The organism is Streptomyces sp. NPDC088725, assembly GCF_044751305.1.
Lineage (GTDB): Bacteria > Actinomycetota > Actinomycetes > Streptomycetales > Streptomycetaceae > Streptomyces.
In genome coordinates this window covers 57,611-72,384 of sequence record NZ_JBIVLO010000001.1, presented here as the reverse complement: position 1 = coordinate 72,384, position 14,774 = coordinate 57,611, and the positions used below count along the sequence as shown (strand labels likewise).

Here is a 14,774-nt window from a genome sequence, read left to right as displayed (position 1 = left end):
GAACGTGACCTTCGGATTCGCCCCGTCCGCAGCCACTTCGATCACCGCACCGGCCGACTCCGTCAGCCGCCTCGCCAGGATCCTCGAACCCGCCGAGTGGGCGGCAGCGGGAATACCGCTGCTGCGCAACCCCCGTGAGGTGGTCAGCGGTCTGCACAGCCGCCACCGGCCGGCTCCCGCGACCGCCGTCGTCGCCGTCCTCGACCATGAGGAACGGCTCGCCGCCAGCGCCTCGTTCGTACCACGCGTGGCGCAGGTGGACGGCTGGGAGTTCCGTAACGCGCTGCTGGCGCAGCTGCGCCGCGTCATCCCGCACGACCTGCGCCGCAGAACGCCGATACGCACCGCCGTCCTGCTCTACTCCCGGGACGGCGACGAGCGCTGGACGCAGGAGGACGGGGCCTGGATGTGGGGGCTGCGTGACGCCTGCACACTGCACGGACTGCGCTGCGGCGCGTACATCACACTGACGCGCGGTGGCTGGCAGGTGCTGGGCGACGGCCGCGGCGGCCGCCGGCCCGACTCGGAGTCCCCGCCCGTCGCTCTGTCCGAGACCACCGCCGATCCCGAGACCGCGGTGGTGCGCAGCGGCGGCAGTGGTTCGGTCGAAGTGTCACGGCGGACAGCCGCCCGCTGAGCGAGCGGGCGTACACGTCAGCCCGGCCGCCGTGCTGTACGGCAGCGGCCCGGCAGCCCTGCGAGAGGGCGGCCGGGCCGGAGAGAAGCGGCGCCGCACGAGGCGGCGACCGGACTCCGAGGAGTCGTACGGTTCAGACGCCCGTGCCGAGCACGGCGTTGGTCTTCTCGGGGTCGCCGCACACGATGAGCAGCGCCCCGGCCAGCTTCTGGGCCGACGGCAGCACGGGGGCGAGGTCGCCCTCGCCCCCGTTGACGGCCACGACCACGACGGAACGGGACTTCGCACGGGCGACAGCGGAGGCGTCGGCGAAGAAGACATCTTCGCGGGCATCCTGCTGAGCCCAGTACGCGGCCTCGCCGAAGGACAACTCGTGCGTCGCCCAAGGGTGTTGCTCACCCGTGGTCAGTACGAGGATGTCGCCGGGAGCCCGGCCCGAGTCGAGCAGTGTGTCGACCGCCGCCTCCGCGGCGTCGATCGCCCCCTCCGCCGGAGCCGGGATCAGCTGGAGCTGCGGGGCTGAGGACCGGGGGGCCGCTGAGGCGTCAGGACGAACCGCCTCCTGCTGCCCCGCGGAGCCGGCGGCGCGCTGCTGCGGCGGCGCGGACCTTGCGGGACCGGGGCCGGGACGCCCGGGCCTCGGTGTGGCCGCGGAACGCGGGCCCGGAACGGGACGCGGACCGGGGACGGGACGGGGGGTCGCTGCGGTACGGCCGGTGGCCGGAGTGGCGCGGGGACCCTGGGCGCTCGCTTGAATCTGAGGCTCCTCGGGGGTGAGAGGCATAACAGGATGTCTATCAAACACCGGTGCGAAACGCACCGGCAGGTGGCCACATTGGTGGCACATTCGTTCCCATGTCCGCGCGAGGGGCGCGCGGCCGGCGGGATCACCGGAAGATTCAGAAGTCGAAGCCGAGTTGGCCCCCGCTTTCCATCGCGGCCGTCTCCACGGGGACCCGGACCTTCTTGAGATGCCGCCACTGGGGCAGCGCGTCAAGATAGGACCATGAGAGCCGGTGGTGCGCTGTCGGCCCCCGCTCCTCCAGCGCCGCCCGGTGCACCGGCGAGGGATAACCGGCGTTGTCGTGGAAAGCGAAGGGGGCGTACTCCGGTGCTGCCAGGCCCAGTTCAGCCATCATGGCATCCCTGTGCACCTTGGCGAGCACGGAGGCGGCCGCCACGGCGATACAGGACTGGTCGCCCTTGATGACCGTACGCACCTGCCAGGACCCTCCGAGATAGTCGTGCTTGCCGTCGAGGATCACCGCGTCCGGCCGTACCGGCAGCGCCTCCAGGGCGCGTTCGGCGGCGAGCCGGAGCGCCGCGGTCATCCCGAGTGCGTCGATCTCCTCCGGAGAGGCGTGCCCGAGTGCGTGGGAGGTCACCCATTCCTTGAGCTGACCGGCCATCTCCGTACGGCGCTTGGGACTGATCAGCTTCGAGTCGGTGAGACCGGCGGGAGGCCTGCGCAGTCCGGTGACGGCCGCGCACACCGTGACAGGACCGGCCCACGCTCCGCGTCCGACCTCATCTACTCCAGCGATGATCCTGGCGCCGGTGGTGGCGCGGAGCGAGCGCTCGACGGTGTGCGTGGGTGGTTCGTACGGCATGGCGCGTGCAAGGTTACGCCGCCGGAAAGCCACGCGACAGCCGGGGTGGCTCTCCACCTGCCGGGCCCTGCGGCGGACGGCCGCGGCGGGCCTGCGCGCCCGGCACCTCCGCAGCCCCGGCCGGTCGGCGCCCCCCGGGTGGATCCGTCAGGACAGGTCGGGACAGGTCCGTTCCCGATCGCCCCTCCGCGTGGGTGAGAGCTCCCTGGCCCGGTCAGCCCAGCCCGGTCAGCCCAGCCCGGTCAGCCGGGCGTGATCAGCCCGGCGTGATCAGCCGTCCGTGCCGTGCACGATCCGTGGTCAGCCTCCGGCCCGTGTGCGCAGGGCCAGTGCGCCGGCCAGTACGAGGCCGCCCGAGGCAAGCACCGCGAGCGTGCCGAGCGCACCGCGCGTGCCCAGCGCGTTGTGCCGGCCGGCGGACATCACGGACGACCGCGCCCGGACCGAGAACACGGATCCGGCGCTCTGCAGGGACCCCAGCGACACCAGCGACATGGCGGACCCGATCGAACCGGCGGACAGCGCGGAACCGATCGAGCCGATCGACAGCGCGCTGCCCACGGAACCGATGGACAGCACCGAACCCACCGAGCCGATCGACAGGACGGAATCCTTCGACCACAAAGAGAGCGAGGAACCCCCGGCAGCGCGAGGAGGCGAGCACGTCATGGACGTCATTGTGCCGCGTCTCGGAGATATCGCCCCCCGGGGCGCGAAAAGCGTGCTCGACGTCCGCGTGACGGCCGCTCGCGAGGTCAGTCCGGCAAGGGCACGCGGATGACGGGGTCGAAGGGACGCTGATTGAAGCCGGTACGCACATTGCGGCAGCCCTGGGCCGTGCACATGAAGAACGCTTCGACGTTCTTCTGGCCGGTGCGCCCCTTGAGCCAGACCTTCTCCGCGGCAGTGAGGGGGCGGTGACCTTCGTGGGATTCGCAGGTGTAGCAGTACATCGTCTGAGGTTGCATGACACATCCCGAAATAGGCAGACAGGCCGACAAGGAGCCTACGAGAGCGAGCCGCGCGGTGACAGTACGCAATCGGCCGTCTCCGCGCGTCCCGGAGAGTCCCGGGGCCAGGACGCGCGAAGACGGGGCTCCTCGCTGCCTTTTTCATGGAGCCGCCGGTCCGACGGCCGGGCTCCGGTCCGCCTGGTTCACCGCCGCTGTGACAGGGGATCTCGAAACCCGCCGGCGACCTGCCGTTCAGACCTTCCGACCGGGTCCCCGCGCCGCGCCTGATTCACCAGCCGAAGGGCCGTGATCACGACGGGCCGTGACACGACCTCAGCAGGCCACGGCCGCGGGCAGCCAGCCGGGCAGTTCCTCCGTCCGCGCCAGCCAGGCCTCCGGCGGCTGCCCCGCCCGGCCCGCGGCCACCACGCCACCGAAAATCGCGCAGGTGGTGTCGATGTCGCCGCCCGCCTGCGCGGTGGTCCAGAAACCGTCCTCAAAGTCGGCGAGAGAGCGCGCCGCCGACCAGAGTGCGAAGGGGACGGTGTCGTGCGCGCTGGTCCGCCGCCCGTTGCCCAGGACGCCGGCGACGGTGCGCGGATCGGTGTGATCGAGCAGGTCCAGCGCACGGACCAGTCCCACCCGGACAGCGCTGCGGGGTATCAGCGCGATGACACCGCCGAGCAGGTCCCCGGGGGCGGGCGGCCCGTCCGGGGCTCCCGCGAGCGCCGCCGCTGCCGCGACCGCCATGGCACCCACCACCGCTTCGTGGTGCTGGTGCGTCGTGAAGGCGGAGAGCGCCGCCTGCTTCACGGCCCGCTCGGCATCCGGCGCGTACCAGGCGCCGAGCGGCGCGATCCGCATGGCGGCTCCGTTGCCCCACGAGCCCTGCCCGTCGAAGAGACCGGCAGCCAGCTCGCGCCAGTCGCCGCCCTCCCTGACCAGCCGGAGCACGCGGTTCACCGCGGGGCCGTAGCCGCGGTCGAAGTCGTGGTGGCGGGCGAATGCCTGAGCGAGCGCGTCCTGGTCGATCCGGCCTTCCGCGGCCAGCACCGCGACCACGGAGGCGGCCATCTCGGTGTCGTCGGTCCACTGCCAGGCACCGGCGGGCAGTTCTCGGCGCTTCAGCAGAGGGAGGTTCGACGGTACGAAGAACTGGGATCCGAGGGCGTCTCCCACGGCCAGCCCGCGCAGGCTGTTCAGGGCGCGTTCAAAGCGGGCACCGGAGGTGGAGCCGCCGGAATTGGCGCCGGCGGAGCCAATGGGGTGTGTGGAGTCAGTCGAATCAGTGCGTTCCGTGGGATCAGTGGAGTCAGGAGTCATCAGCCCGGGACCCTATCCGGTGATCCCGTACGACTCAGGGGTACGCCAGTGTTCGAACGGCCGGTCCATGACGTACCTGCCGTCCGCGCCGAGCAACAGCGTCCTGGTCTCGGCGTTCCCGGGGTTCGACAGCGACTCGAACTCCGCCACCGACCAGTGGAACCAGCGCATACAGAACAGCCGCATGGTCAGTCCATGGGTCACCAGCAGTACATTCTGCGGGTGATCGGGCGCCTCGAAGCTGCGGTAAAGGCTCTCCAGGAAGGCACCGACCCGGTCATACACATCGGCGCCCGACTCGCCCTGGGCGAACCGGTAGAAGAAGTGTCCGTACGCGTCGCGGTAGGCCTTCTGCAGCCGTACGTCCTCCCGGTCCTGCCAGTTTCCCCAGTCCTGCTCGCGCAGCCGGGGCTCCTCCCGCGCGCGGACCAGATCCGGGTCGAGGCCGAAGGCGCGGAACGTCTCGTGAGCCCGCCGGTAGGGCGAGACATACGCGCTGACACGCTCGTGACCGAACAGCGCCCGCAGCCGCTCCCCGGTCTCCTCGGCCTGCCGCCGGCCCCGTTTGGTGAGCCTCAGGGCATGATCGGGCTCACGTTCGTACACCGTGTCGTCGGCGTTCCCCACCGACTCGCCGTGCCGAACAAGAACGATGCGCCGCGGACGTGCCATATTCCGACCCTAGGCCCTGCCCGGCAGATCTTCGCGGGCCACGAAGATCCGCCGGACAGGAGCTGGGCCCTCCTGCCCGGGTCTCACCGGGGCCTCACGTCCATCCGGCGCAGCGGGCGAAACAGGCGGGGTGGGGTGGGCAGGAGAGCGGCAGGCGTGGCTCGCGCCCGGCAGCTCATACCGTCCAGGACGGTTCCAGCTCGATGATGTCCCCCGTCAGCGCCGCCACGTCCGCCGCCGTCTGCGCGCGGAGCGTCAGCCGCTCCACCCGTTCGACGCGGTACTTGCCGTGCTCGGCGGCCGACTGCCACATCGAGAGCACCAGGAACTCGTTCCCCGGCGCCTCACCGAACAGCCCGCGCAGCATCCCGGGTGACCCCGCCATGGCGGGGTTCCACACCTTCTCCTGCATCAGGGCGAAATGTTCGACCCGGCCCTCATGGATCTTGCTGTGCGCGACACGGACCACGTCCGCGTCGGTGAACTGCGGCTCGAAGCCCATCTTCACATCGAAGCGGTGGTCGAACAGTTTGACCTGGATATCCCGGTACGTCCCGGACTGCGCGGCGGCCAGGCGGTCGTGCGAGCGCGCCATGAACGAGTCGTAGAACGCCCGGCTCTCCCAGAACGTGAAGATGTGGGCCACGCCGGGCCGCGTTCTGCTCCATCCCCCGCCCTGCCCGCGGAAACCCGGCTCGCCGAGCAACCCTGCCCATTTCCGCTGCCCGCGCTCGAAGCCTCGACGGTCGACCACAGTGCAGCAAATCCACTTGACCAGCACCGAGCCATCGTACGGGCCAGGAGGCGGCCACGACCCCGTACCGGCGGAGTCCGGCCCACGGCGAATATCAGCCAGCATGGCGTCAACCGCACGGATCCCGCCCTGCGTTGTCAGTCCCTCGGTCTAGCCTGGATGCAGAGCATGGGCTCCGGCGCGGTTAACATACGCGGTCCACGCAGCGGTTCACACAAGGGGGAAGACCGGTGAGCAGTCTCAACAAAGGCGTGTCCAAGGCCGAGGTGTCGCTCAAGTGGGATCCCAGCCCTTTCGGCGAACCCGACCATGACCTCGACGTCGTCGCCGCGACGTACACCTCCGACGACCCGACCGGCGAACCCGCTTATCTGGTCCACTTCGGCAGCCGCTCGCCCGACGGCACCATCACCCTGAACCGCGACAGCAAGACCGGCCAGGGTTTCGGCACCGACGAGGACATGACGCTGGAGCTGGACCGGCTGGGGTCCCAGTACGTCCGGGTGGTCGTGGGCGTGGTCATCCAGCAGCGCGACGGCGAGCGCAGGTTCGGCGACATCGCGAGCCCCGAGATCCGCGTGCTGGAGGGCTACAACGAACTGGCGGAGTACGACTTCGCCGATGTAGCCGCTGCGACGGCGGCGACCGTCGCCGAATTCGTACGGGCCGACTCCGGCGCCTGGTCGTTCCGCACCGCCGTCCGCGGCTTCGACACCGACCCCCAGTCCTTCGGCAGGGTGATGGGCTCCGCCTGACGGGGACGGCTGGCCGCCGGGCCGGGAGTGGTGAGGCGAGCCCCACGTCTCGCGTTGCGGCCCCAAAGGCCGTAACGGGCTTTCCGCGCGGACGCGTCGCGCCGCACGTGACAGCCGGGCATCACGCGCGCAGGGGCGGCGGAGCCGAGCTCCACCGCCCCCACCAGGTCACTCACGACCCGGCCGCGCCCAGAATCAGCTGCAGCCGCTGGTCGAGCCGCAGCCCTCGCAGATGTAGCAGGAGCCGGCCCGCTGCATCTTCGTACCGCAGGAGAAGCAGAGCGGCGCGTCTGCGCTGATGCCGAGCTGCATCTCGACCAGCTCGGCCGAGGTGTGCGCCTCCTTGGGTGCGGGAACCGCGCCCGTGGCGGTCGTCACGGTCGGCGGCACCGCCTTCAGCGTCTCCGTCCGGCGGGGCGCCGACTGGGCCAGCGCCTCGATGTCCAGGCCCTCGTCCGCGGACGGCTCGTACGAACCGGTGTCCAGGTGACGCTGACGCTCTTCGGCCGAGTGGATCCCGAGGGCCGAGCGCGTCTCGAAGGGCAGGAAGTCCAGCGCGAGACGGCGGAAGATGTAGTCGACGATCGACTGCGCCATCCGTACGTCCGGGTCGTCCGTCATCCCGGCGGGCTCGAAGCGCATGTTGGTGAACTTCGATACGTACGTCTCCAGCGGAACGCCGTACTGGAGACCGACCGAGACGGCGATGGAGAAGGCGTCCATCATGCCCGCGAGCGTCGAGCCCTGCTTGGACATCTTGAGGAAGACCTCGCCGAGACCGTCGTCCGGGTACGAATTGGCCGTCATGTAGCCCTCGGCGCCACCCACCGTGAAGGAAGTGGTGAGGCCGGGACGGCCCTTGGGCAGACGCTTGCGGACCGGGCGGTACTCGATGACCTTCTCCACCGCCTGGCGGATCGTGTCCTCGGCCTTCTCCGTGACGGCCTCTTCCTTCTTCTTCGCGGAGAGCGGCTGTCCGACCTTGCAGTTGTCGCGGTAGATCGCGAGCGCCTTGACGCCCATCTTCCACGCCTCGAAGTAGACCTCTTCGACGTCCTCGACGCTGGCGGTCTCCGGGAGGTTCACCGTCTTGGAGAGCGCGCCGGAGATCCACGGCTGGATCGCCGCCATCATCCGCACGTGTCCCATCGCGGAGATGGAACGCTCACCCATCGCGCAGTCGAAGACCTCGTAGTGCTCGGTCTTCAGGCCGGGCGCGTCGATCACATTGCCGTGCTCGGCGATGTGGGCGACGACCGCCTCGATCTGCTCCTCCTGGTAGCCCAGGCGGCGCAGGGCCTGCGGGACGGTGCCGTTGACGATCTGCATCGAGCCGCCGCCGACGAGCTTCTTGAACTTGACCAGTGCGAGGTCGGGCTCAAGGCCGGTCGTGTCGCAGGACATCGCGAGACCGATGGTGCCGGTGGGGGCGATGACCGAGGCCTGCGCGTTGCGGAAGCCGTTCTTCTCACCGAGGCGGAGCACGTCCTGCCAGGCTTCGGTGGCGGCGGCCCAGACGGGGCTGTCCAGGTCGTCGACGCGCGGAGCGGTGGCGTTGGCGTCGGAGTGCTGCTTCATGACGCGCTTGTGCGGCTCGGCGTTACGGGCGTAGCCGTCGTACGGGCCGACGACCGCGGCCAGTTCGGCGGAGCGCCGGTACGAGGTGCCGGTCATCAGCGACGTGATGGCGCCGGCCAGCGAGCGGCCGCCGTCCGAGTCGTAGGCGTGACCGGTGGCCATCAGCAGGGCGCCGAGGTTGGCGTAGCCGATGCCGAGCTGACGGAAGGCGCGGGTGTTCTCGCCGATCTTCTGCGTCGGGAAGTCCGCGAAGCAGATGGAGATGTCCATCGCGGTGATGACCAGCTCGACGACCTTGGCGAAGCGCTCGGACTCGAAGGACTGGTTGCCCTTCCCGTCGTCCTTGAGGAACTTCATCAGGTTCAGCGAGGCCAGGTTGCACGAGGTGTTGTCCAGGTGCATGTACTCACTGCACGGGTTCGAGCCGTTGATCCGGCCGGACTCCGGGCAGGTGTGCCAGTGGTTGATCGTGTCGTCGTACTGGATGCCCGGGTCGGCGCAGGCCCACGCGGCTTCCGCCATCTTGCGGAAGAGGGACTTGGCCTCGACCTCTTCGATGACCTCGCCGGTCATGCGCGCCCGCAGCCCGAACTTCCCGCCCGCCTCGACGGCCTTCATGAAGTCGTCGTTCACGCGGACCGAGTTGTTGGCGTTCTGGTACTGGACGGACGTGATGTCGTCGCCGCCCAGGTCCATGTCGAAGCCCGCGTCACGCAGCGCGCGGATCTTCTCCTCTTCCTTCACCTTGGTCTCGATGAAGTCCTCGATGTCGGGGTGGTCGACGTCGAGGATGACCATCTTGGCCGCACGGCGCGTCGCGCCACCGGACTTGATGGTTCCCGCGGAGGCGTCGGCACCGCGCATGAAGGAGACAGGGCCGGAGGCGTTGCCACCGGAGGAGAGCAGTTCCTTGGAGGAACGGATCCGGGAGAGGTTCAGGCCGGCGCCCGAACCGCCCTTGAAGATCATCCCCTCTTCTTTGTACCAGTCCAGGATCGAGTCCATGGAGTCGTCCACGGAGAGGATGAAGCACGCGGAGACCTGCTGCGGCTGGGGCGTGCCGACGTTGAACCAGACCGGCGAGTTGAAGCTGAAGACCTGGTGCAGGAGGGCGTACGCCAGCTCGTGCTCGAAGATCTCGGCGTCCTCGGGCGAGGAGAAGTAGTTGTAGTCCTCTCCTGCCTTGCGGTACGTCTTCACGATCCGGTCGATCAGCTGCTTGAGACCGGTCTCGCGCTGCGGGGTGCCGACGGCCCCGCGGAAGTACTTGCTGGTGACGATGTTGACCGCGTTCAGCGACCAGAAGTCGGGGAACTCGACGCCACGCTGCTCGAAGTTGACCGAGCCGTCACGCCAATTGGTCATGACGACGTCACGGCGTTCCCAGACCACCTCGTCGTACGGATGCACGCCGGGCGTGGTGTGGATTCGCTCGATACGCAGACCCTTGGTGACCTTGGTTCCCTTGGTGCGGGACCCTCGTGCCGGGCCGCTCGTCGTCTCTGTCATGCCGCCTCCCATATACGTGCAAAAACGCCCTGAAGTGCCATGTTCTTCCCTGGCACGGGTGCATGTCTGAGCCTCGGGTGCCGCACAGGGCACACCCGTGGCAGGTGTTTCGTCGCCGCGAGAGCGGTCGGCCCGAGTCGGCCGTCAGTCGGCGGCGGGAGCGGACACGGGGGCCTCGTGGGCCTCGCCCGTCCCGTTTTCCCCTTCCGAGGGAGGCCGCTCGCGCAATTCCACGATGGCGACCTCGAAGTCTTCGAGTGAGTTGAACGCCCGGTACACGGACGCGAAGCGCAGGTACGCGACGAGGTCGAGCTCCCGCAGCGGGCCGAGTATGGCCAGCCCCACGTCGTGGGTGGTCAGCTCGGCACTTCCGGTGGCGCGTACCGCTTCCTCGACCCGCTGGCCGAGCTTGGCGAGCGCGTCCTCGGTGACCGGACGTCCCTGGCATGCCTTGCGGACGCCGGAGATGACCTTCGTACGGCTGAAGGGCTCGGTCACACCGCTGCGCTTGATCACCATCAGCGACGCGGTCTCCACCGTCGTGAAACGGCGGGTGCAGTCGGGGCACTGGCGACGGCGCCTGATCGACGTCCCGTCGTCCGTGGTGCGACTGTCGACGACACGGCTGTCGGGATGCCTGCAGAAGGGACAGTGCATGTGATCCGACCCTCCTTACGCAGCATGACTGAATGGCCCCGCCAGGGGCCGGAAAGGCCCCCCGAAGCAGTCCCCAGCATAGGTGATGCCCGTGACCGCGATGGACCCGGACCACAACTTCTGGGTGGTGGGAATGATCCAACCACTAGATCTGGGGGTTTAGCGGCACTCTACGCCTGCGCGCGTGTCGCGCTTCCCGAGGGGTCACCGGCGATGCCGCCGGGCAGCGCAGAGCGTACGGGAAGCGGCCGGCGGCGCGAACGGGCGGCTGCGCCGCCGGCCGTCAGGAGCCTGGCCATACACCCAGCCGAAGCGTCTCGCCCGACCCTCTTCGATTTTTCACTCGAACGTGTGTTTGGCGCAACCTTTCGAAAGCTACTACCGTTGTGCAGCTAGGGAGAACCCATTCGAGAGGGGCCGACGTGACCACGACCGCAGACAGTGCCACCATCACTGCTCAGGACCGCTCCCAGAGCCGTCTCGAGCCGGTGCATGACATCAATGACGCTGTCACGAATCCGGAGGGGCCCAAGCCCCCCCGTTCGCTGCCCGGCAGGCCTCCAGGGATCAGGGCGGACAGCACCGGTCTCACGGACCGGCAGCGGAGGGTCATCGAAGTCATCCGCGACTCCGTGCAGAGGCGTGGATATCCGCCTTCCATGCGGGAGATCGGCCAGGCCGTCGGCCTCTCCAGCACATCGTCCGTCGCACACCAGCTGATGGCTCTGGAGCGGAAAGGCTTCCTGCGCAGGGACCCGCACCGGCCGAGGGCGTACGAGGTCCGTGGGTCCGACCAGCCGAGTACGCAGCAGACGGACACCACGGGCAAGCCCGCCGCTTCCTATGTGCCGCTGATCGGCAGGATCGCGGCCGGTGGGCCGATCCTCGCCGAGGAGTCCGTCGAGGACGTCTTCCCGCTGCCCCGTCAACTGGTCGGTGACGGAGAGCTGTTCGTCCTCAAGGTCGTCGGCGACTCGATGATCGAGGCCGCGATCTGTGACGGCGACTGGGTGACGGTCCGCCGCCAGCCGGTCGCGGAGAACGGCGACATCGTGGCCGCGATGCTGGACGGAGAGGCGACGGTCAAGCGCTTCCGGCGGGAGGACGGCCATGTCTGGCTGCTCCCGCACAATGCGGCGTACCAGCCGATCCCCGGCGACGAGGCGACGATCCTCGGCAAGGTGGTGGCGGTCCTGCGCCGCGTCTGACGCGTACGGTGCTCTCCCGGGAGGCTTCCACCCCGGAGAGCGGACGGGCCCTGCTGGGTCTGCTGACAGGCGTACGTCCGAGCCTGTCGGCAGTGACCGCACCAGGGCCCTTTCTTCTGCCCTCTGCGCTCTCGCGGCCCTCTACTGCGCGTTCGCCTTCGCCACCCCGTCGATGGCCGTGAGCGAGCGCCGCACCTGGTCACCGTCCGTCGTGTACCAGAAGTCAGGCAGTGAAGCGCGCAGAAAACTGCCGTACCGGGCCTTGGCCAGCCTCGGGTCGAGGATCGCCACCACGCCCCGGTCGCCACTCGCCCGTACGAGCCGCCCGGCGCCCTGGGCCATCAGCAGCGCCGCGTGCGTCGCGGCGACGGCCATGAATCCATTGCCGCCGGCCTCCTCCACCGCCTTCTGGCGCGCGCTCATCAGCGGGTCGTCGGGACGGGGGAACGGGATGCGGTCCATCACCACGAGCTGCGAACTGGGCCCCGGCACATCGACGCCCTGCCACAGCGACAACGTGCCGAACAGGCAGGTCTCCGGATCGGCGGCGAAGGCCTTGATCAGCTCGCCCAGCGTCTCCTCGCCCTGGAGGAGAATCGGCACGTCCAGCCGGACGCGCAGCTCCTCGGCCGCCGCCCGCGCGCCCCGCATCGAGGAGAAGAGGCCGAGCGTGCGGCCGCCGGCCGCCTCCACCAGCGCGGCCAGCTCATCCATCATGTCGTCGCGAGAGCCCTCGCGTCCCGGTGTGTTGAGATGGCGGGCGACATACAGGATGCCCTGCTTCGGGTAGTCGAACGGCGAGCCCACATCGAGGCCCTTCCACGGCGGGACGTCCTCGGTGACCGCGCCTTCCGGAGCCAGCCCCAGCGAGGCGCCCACACCGTTGAAGTCGCCGCCGAGCTTGAGCGTGGCGGACGTGATCACGACGGAGCGCTCCGCGAACAGCTTCTCCCGCAGCAGGCCGGACACGGAGAGCGGGGCGACCCGCAGCGACGCGCCGAACCGGTCGTGCCGCTCGTACCAGACGACGTCGTACTCCGAGCCGTTGGCGATCCGCTCGGCGACACCGTGGACGGACTCCACGGCCGCGAGCGCCTGCTTGCGCACGACGTCCTCGTCCTGCACGGACTTGTCGCGGGTCGAGCCGAGCGCGGAAACGACCGTACGGGCCGCGTCGCGCAGTGCCATCAGGGCGTAGCCGAGGTCCTCGGGGATCTCCTCCAGCCGCCCGGGAAGGGCCAGCTCCATCAACCGCTCGAAGGTCTCGGCCGCCGTCTGCAGTGAGTCCGCGGCCTTTTCGTCGACCAGCTTGGCCGCTCGGCGCACCGCGCGGTTGACCTGGCCCGGTGTCAGCTCGCCGGTGGCGACGCCGGTGACCCGGGAGACCAGCTCATGGCCTTCGTCGACGATCAGCACCTCGTGCTGCGGGAGCACCGGCGCGCCCTCGATCGCGTCGATCGCGAGCAGCGCGTGGTTGGTGACGACCACGTCGGCGAGCTTGGCGCGCTCGCGTGCCAGCTCCGCGAAGCACTCCGCTCCGTAGGCGCACTTCGTCGCACCCAGGCACTCCCGGGACGAGACGGAGACCTGGGACCAGGCGCGGTCGGAGACACCCGGCGTGAGCGCGTCGCGGTCGCCCGTCTCTGTCTCGTCCGCCCAGTCCCGCATCCGCAGCAGGTCCTGGCCCAGCTTGCTGGTCGGTACGGCCGCCTCGAACTGGTCGAAGAGGCCGTCCTCCTCGTCCTGCGGCATGCCTTCGTGGAGCCGGTGGAGGCAGAGGTAGTTGGAGCGGCCCTTGAGCATGGCGAACTCGGGACGCCTGCGCAGCAGGGGATGCAGGGCGTCGACCGTACGCGGGAGGTCGCGCTCCACCAGCTGGCGCTGCAGGGCGAGAGTGGCCGTGGCCACCACCACCCGCTCTCCGTGTGCCAGGGCAGGCACCAGATAGCCGAGCGACTTGCCGGTGCCCGTGCCGGCCTGCACGAGCAGATGGGATGAGGAGTCGATGGCCTCGGCGACGGCCTCGGCCATGGAGACCTGGCCGGGCCGCTCCACACCGCCGACAGCGGTGACGGCGGCGTGGAGGAGTTCGGAGAGTGATGGCTTCGTCATAGCGCGACTACCCTACGGGGCCGCACTGACAGTGGAGGTCGCTCCGCGGAAGACGGGGAGGCGGGCGGATGCGTGGATCCCCGGCCGAGTTGGGGAGAGCGCCCCGGGCACTCCAGGTTTTCTGCCCGTACGGGGGACCGGAAACGGAGGGCCGGTGGCCGGGGAGGCCGGGAAGCGGACCGTTCCCCCACGCGTCGTTCAGAGCAGGTCGCGGAACGCGCGTTCGCGGACCATCAGCGCGGCTCGTTTCTGATCGAGGTCGACCTCCGCCGAGAAACGGAACCCGGCGCTGAGGAACGCGGACACGGACGGGGTGTTGCGCAGATCGGGCTCGGCGAGGACCCGTCCGCAGCGCGGCCGGCTGTCGAGGATGAGCGCGGAGACGGCCCGCAGGAGCGTGGTGCCCATCCGTCGGCCGCGGTCGGCGACGCCCCCGACGAGGAAGTGGATGCCCGTGTCGTGCGGGCGGGACGGGTAGTGGCGCGCCAGTGGGTCGAGGTCGGCGCGGTAGATCTCCCAGTAGCTCATGGGCGCCCCGCCCAGCACGCCCAGACAGGGCACGCTGCGCCCGTCGCCGTCGAGCTGGGCACGCAGATGGGCGGCCGTGACGGCCTCGGGCCCCGCCAGTTCCCAGAAGGCGGCGACAGCGGGATCGTTCATCCAGCGGCTGATCAGCGCCAGATCGCGCTCGACGCGCACGGGGACGAGCTGGAAGACACCGACCGGGGTGGTCACGGGCCCCCACCCGGCGGGGAAATCGAGGAGCCCACCGCCGGGCACGTCGTCGGGCACCGGCGGGGGCACCGTCGGGCCGCCTTCTGCGAGCAGCGCGACAAGCTGCTCGGAGAGCCGCAGGTCAAGGGTGTCCTCGGCATCCCCGCCCGGCGGGGCGGGGACGGCTCCGGCACGTGCGTTCGCGCCGGTGGTTCCGTAGACGCTCCCGTCCGCGCACGCATCGGTGCTCTCGTCGGCGCTCTCATCAGTGGGAGGCACGGTCTCTCGCTCC

At 69.8% G+C, this 14,774-nt stretch carries 14 protein-coding genes; 3 read left to right on the top strand and 11 right to left on the bottom strand.

From position 1 onward, the window contains the following. The first annotated feature begins 4 nt into the window (after nt 1–4). The gene (locus ACIP6N_RS00300; RefSeq protein ID WP_401811629.1) at nt 5–637 is read left to right on the top strand and encodes a hypothetical protein; all 633 of its coding nucleotides are present in this window, start codon (nt 5–7) and stop codon (nt 635–637) included. Nucleotides 638–770: 133 nt separating this feature from the next. Here ACIP6N_RS00300 and ACIP6N_RS00295 read toward each other — a convergent pair whose 3' ends face one another. The 7 genes from ACIP6N_RS00295 to ACIP6N_RS00265 all read right to left on the bottom strand — a co-directional run bounded on the left by ACIP6N_RS00295 (nt 771) and on the right by ACIP6N_RS00265 (nt 5,976). Beyond that, nucleotides 771–1,421 (bottom strand): hypothetical protein, encoded by a 651-nt coding sequence (locus tag ACIP6N_RS00295; RefSeq protein WP_401811628.1) that lies wholly within the window; start codon nt 1,419–1,421, stop codon nt 771–773. Between the two features lie 115 nt (nt 1,422–1,536). Next, nucleotides 1,537–2,247 carry a ribonuclease HII gene (locus ACIP6N_RS00290; RefSeq protein ID WP_401811627.1) on the bottom strand — a complete coding sequence of 237 codons (711 nt, stop codon included), beginning with the start codon at nt 2,245–2,247 and terminating at the stop codon, nt 1,537–1,539. A gap of 300 nt (nt 2,248–2,547) precedes the next feature. Then, nucleotides 2,548–2,916: a hypothetical protein gene (locus ACIP6N_RS00285; protein WP_401811625.1), complete on the bottom strand. Its 369-nt coding sequence runs from the start codon at nt 2,914–2,916 to the stop codon at nt 2,548–2,550. 86 nt (nt 2,917–3,002) lie between these two features. Next, complete coding sequence (locus tag ACIP6N_RS00280) at nt 3,003–3,215, bottom strand: hypothetical protein (protein ID WP_401811624.1); 213 nt, start codon at nt 3,213–3,215, stop codon at nt 3,003–3,005. 318 nt (nt 3,216–3,533) lie between these two features. Further along, nucleotides 3,534–4,463 carry an ADP-ribosylglycohydrolase family protein gene (locus ACIP6N_RS00275; protein WP_401812576.1) on the bottom strand — a complete coding sequence of 310 codons (930 nt, stop codon included), beginning with the start codon at nt 4,461–4,463 and terminating at the stop codon, nt 3,534–3,536. A 72-nt stretch (nt 4,464–4,535) separates the two neighbouring features. After that, a complete protein-coding gene (locus tag ACIP6N_RS00270) occupies nt 4,536–5,195 on the bottom strand; it encodes a histidine phosphatase family protein (protein ID WP_401811622.1) in 660 nt (219 codons plus the stop codon). Nucleotides 5,196–5,370: 175 nt separating this feature from the next. After that, on the bottom strand, nt 5,371–5,976 hold the full coding sequence (locus tag ACIP6N_RS00265; RefSeq protein ID WP_401811621.1) for a YdbC family protein: 606 nt from the start codon (nt 5,974–5,976) through the stop codon (nt 5,371–5,373). A 203-nt stretch (nt 5,977–6,179) separates the two neighbouring features. Here ACIP6N_RS00265 and ACIP6N_RS00260 point away from each other — a divergent pair, with 203 nt between their 5' ends. Continuing rightward, entirely contained in the window at nt 6,180–6,704 is a 525-nt protein-coding gene (locus ACIP6N_RS00260) for a TerD family protein (RefSeq protein ID WP_401811620.1), read from the top strand. Nucleotides 6,705–6,899: 195 nt separating this feature from the next. Here the strand turns inward: ACIP6N_RS00260 and ACIP6N_RS00255 are convergent, their stop codons facing one another. Continuing rightward, nucleotides 6,900–9,791, bottom strand: a complete 2,892-nt coding sequence (locus ACIP6N_RS00255; RefSeq protein ID WP_401811619.1) for a vitamin B12-dependent ribonucleotide reductase — start codon at nt 9,789–9,791, stop codon at nt 6,900–6,902. A 144-nt stretch (nt 9,792–9,935) separates the two neighbouring features. Further along, nucleotides 9,936–10,448: a transcriptional regulator NrdR gene (gene nrdR, locus ACIP6N_RS00250; RefSeq protein ID WP_401811617.1), complete on the bottom strand. Its 513-nt coding sequence runs from the start codon at nt 10,446–10,448 to the stop codon at nt 9,936–9,938. A gap of 422 nt (nt 10,449–10,870) precedes the next feature. Here nrdR and lexA point away from each other — a divergent pair, with 422 nt between their 5' ends. Beyond that, nucleotides 10,871–11,656: a transcriptional repressor LexA gene (lexA, locus tag ACIP6N_RS00245; protein ID WP_401811615.1), complete on the top strand. Its 786-nt coding sequence runs from the start codon at nt 10,871–10,873 to the stop codon at nt 11,654–11,656. 141 nt (nt 11,657–11,797) lie between these two features. Here lexA and ACIP6N_RS00240 read toward each other — a convergent pair whose 3' ends face one another. Together ACIP6N_RS00240 and ACIP6N_RS00235 are read right to left on the bottom strand one after the other, a co-directional pair. Beyond that, nucleotides 11,798–13,768 carry an ATP-dependent DNA helicase gene (locus ACIP6N_RS00240; protein WP_401811613.1) on the bottom strand — a complete coding sequence of 657 codons (1,971 nt, stop codon included), beginning with the start codon at nt 13,766–13,768 and terminating at the stop codon, nt 11,798–11,800. A gap of 198 nt (nt 13,769–13,966) precedes the next feature. Continuing rightward, nucleotides 13,967–14,761 carry a GNAT family N-acetyltransferase gene (locus tag ACIP6N_RS00235; protein WP_401811612.1) on the bottom strand — a complete coding sequence of 265 codons (795 nt, stop codon included), beginning with the start codon at nt 14,759–14,761 and terminating at the stop codon, nt 13,967–13,969. Between the last annotated feature and the right edge of the window lie 13 nt (nt 14,762–14,774).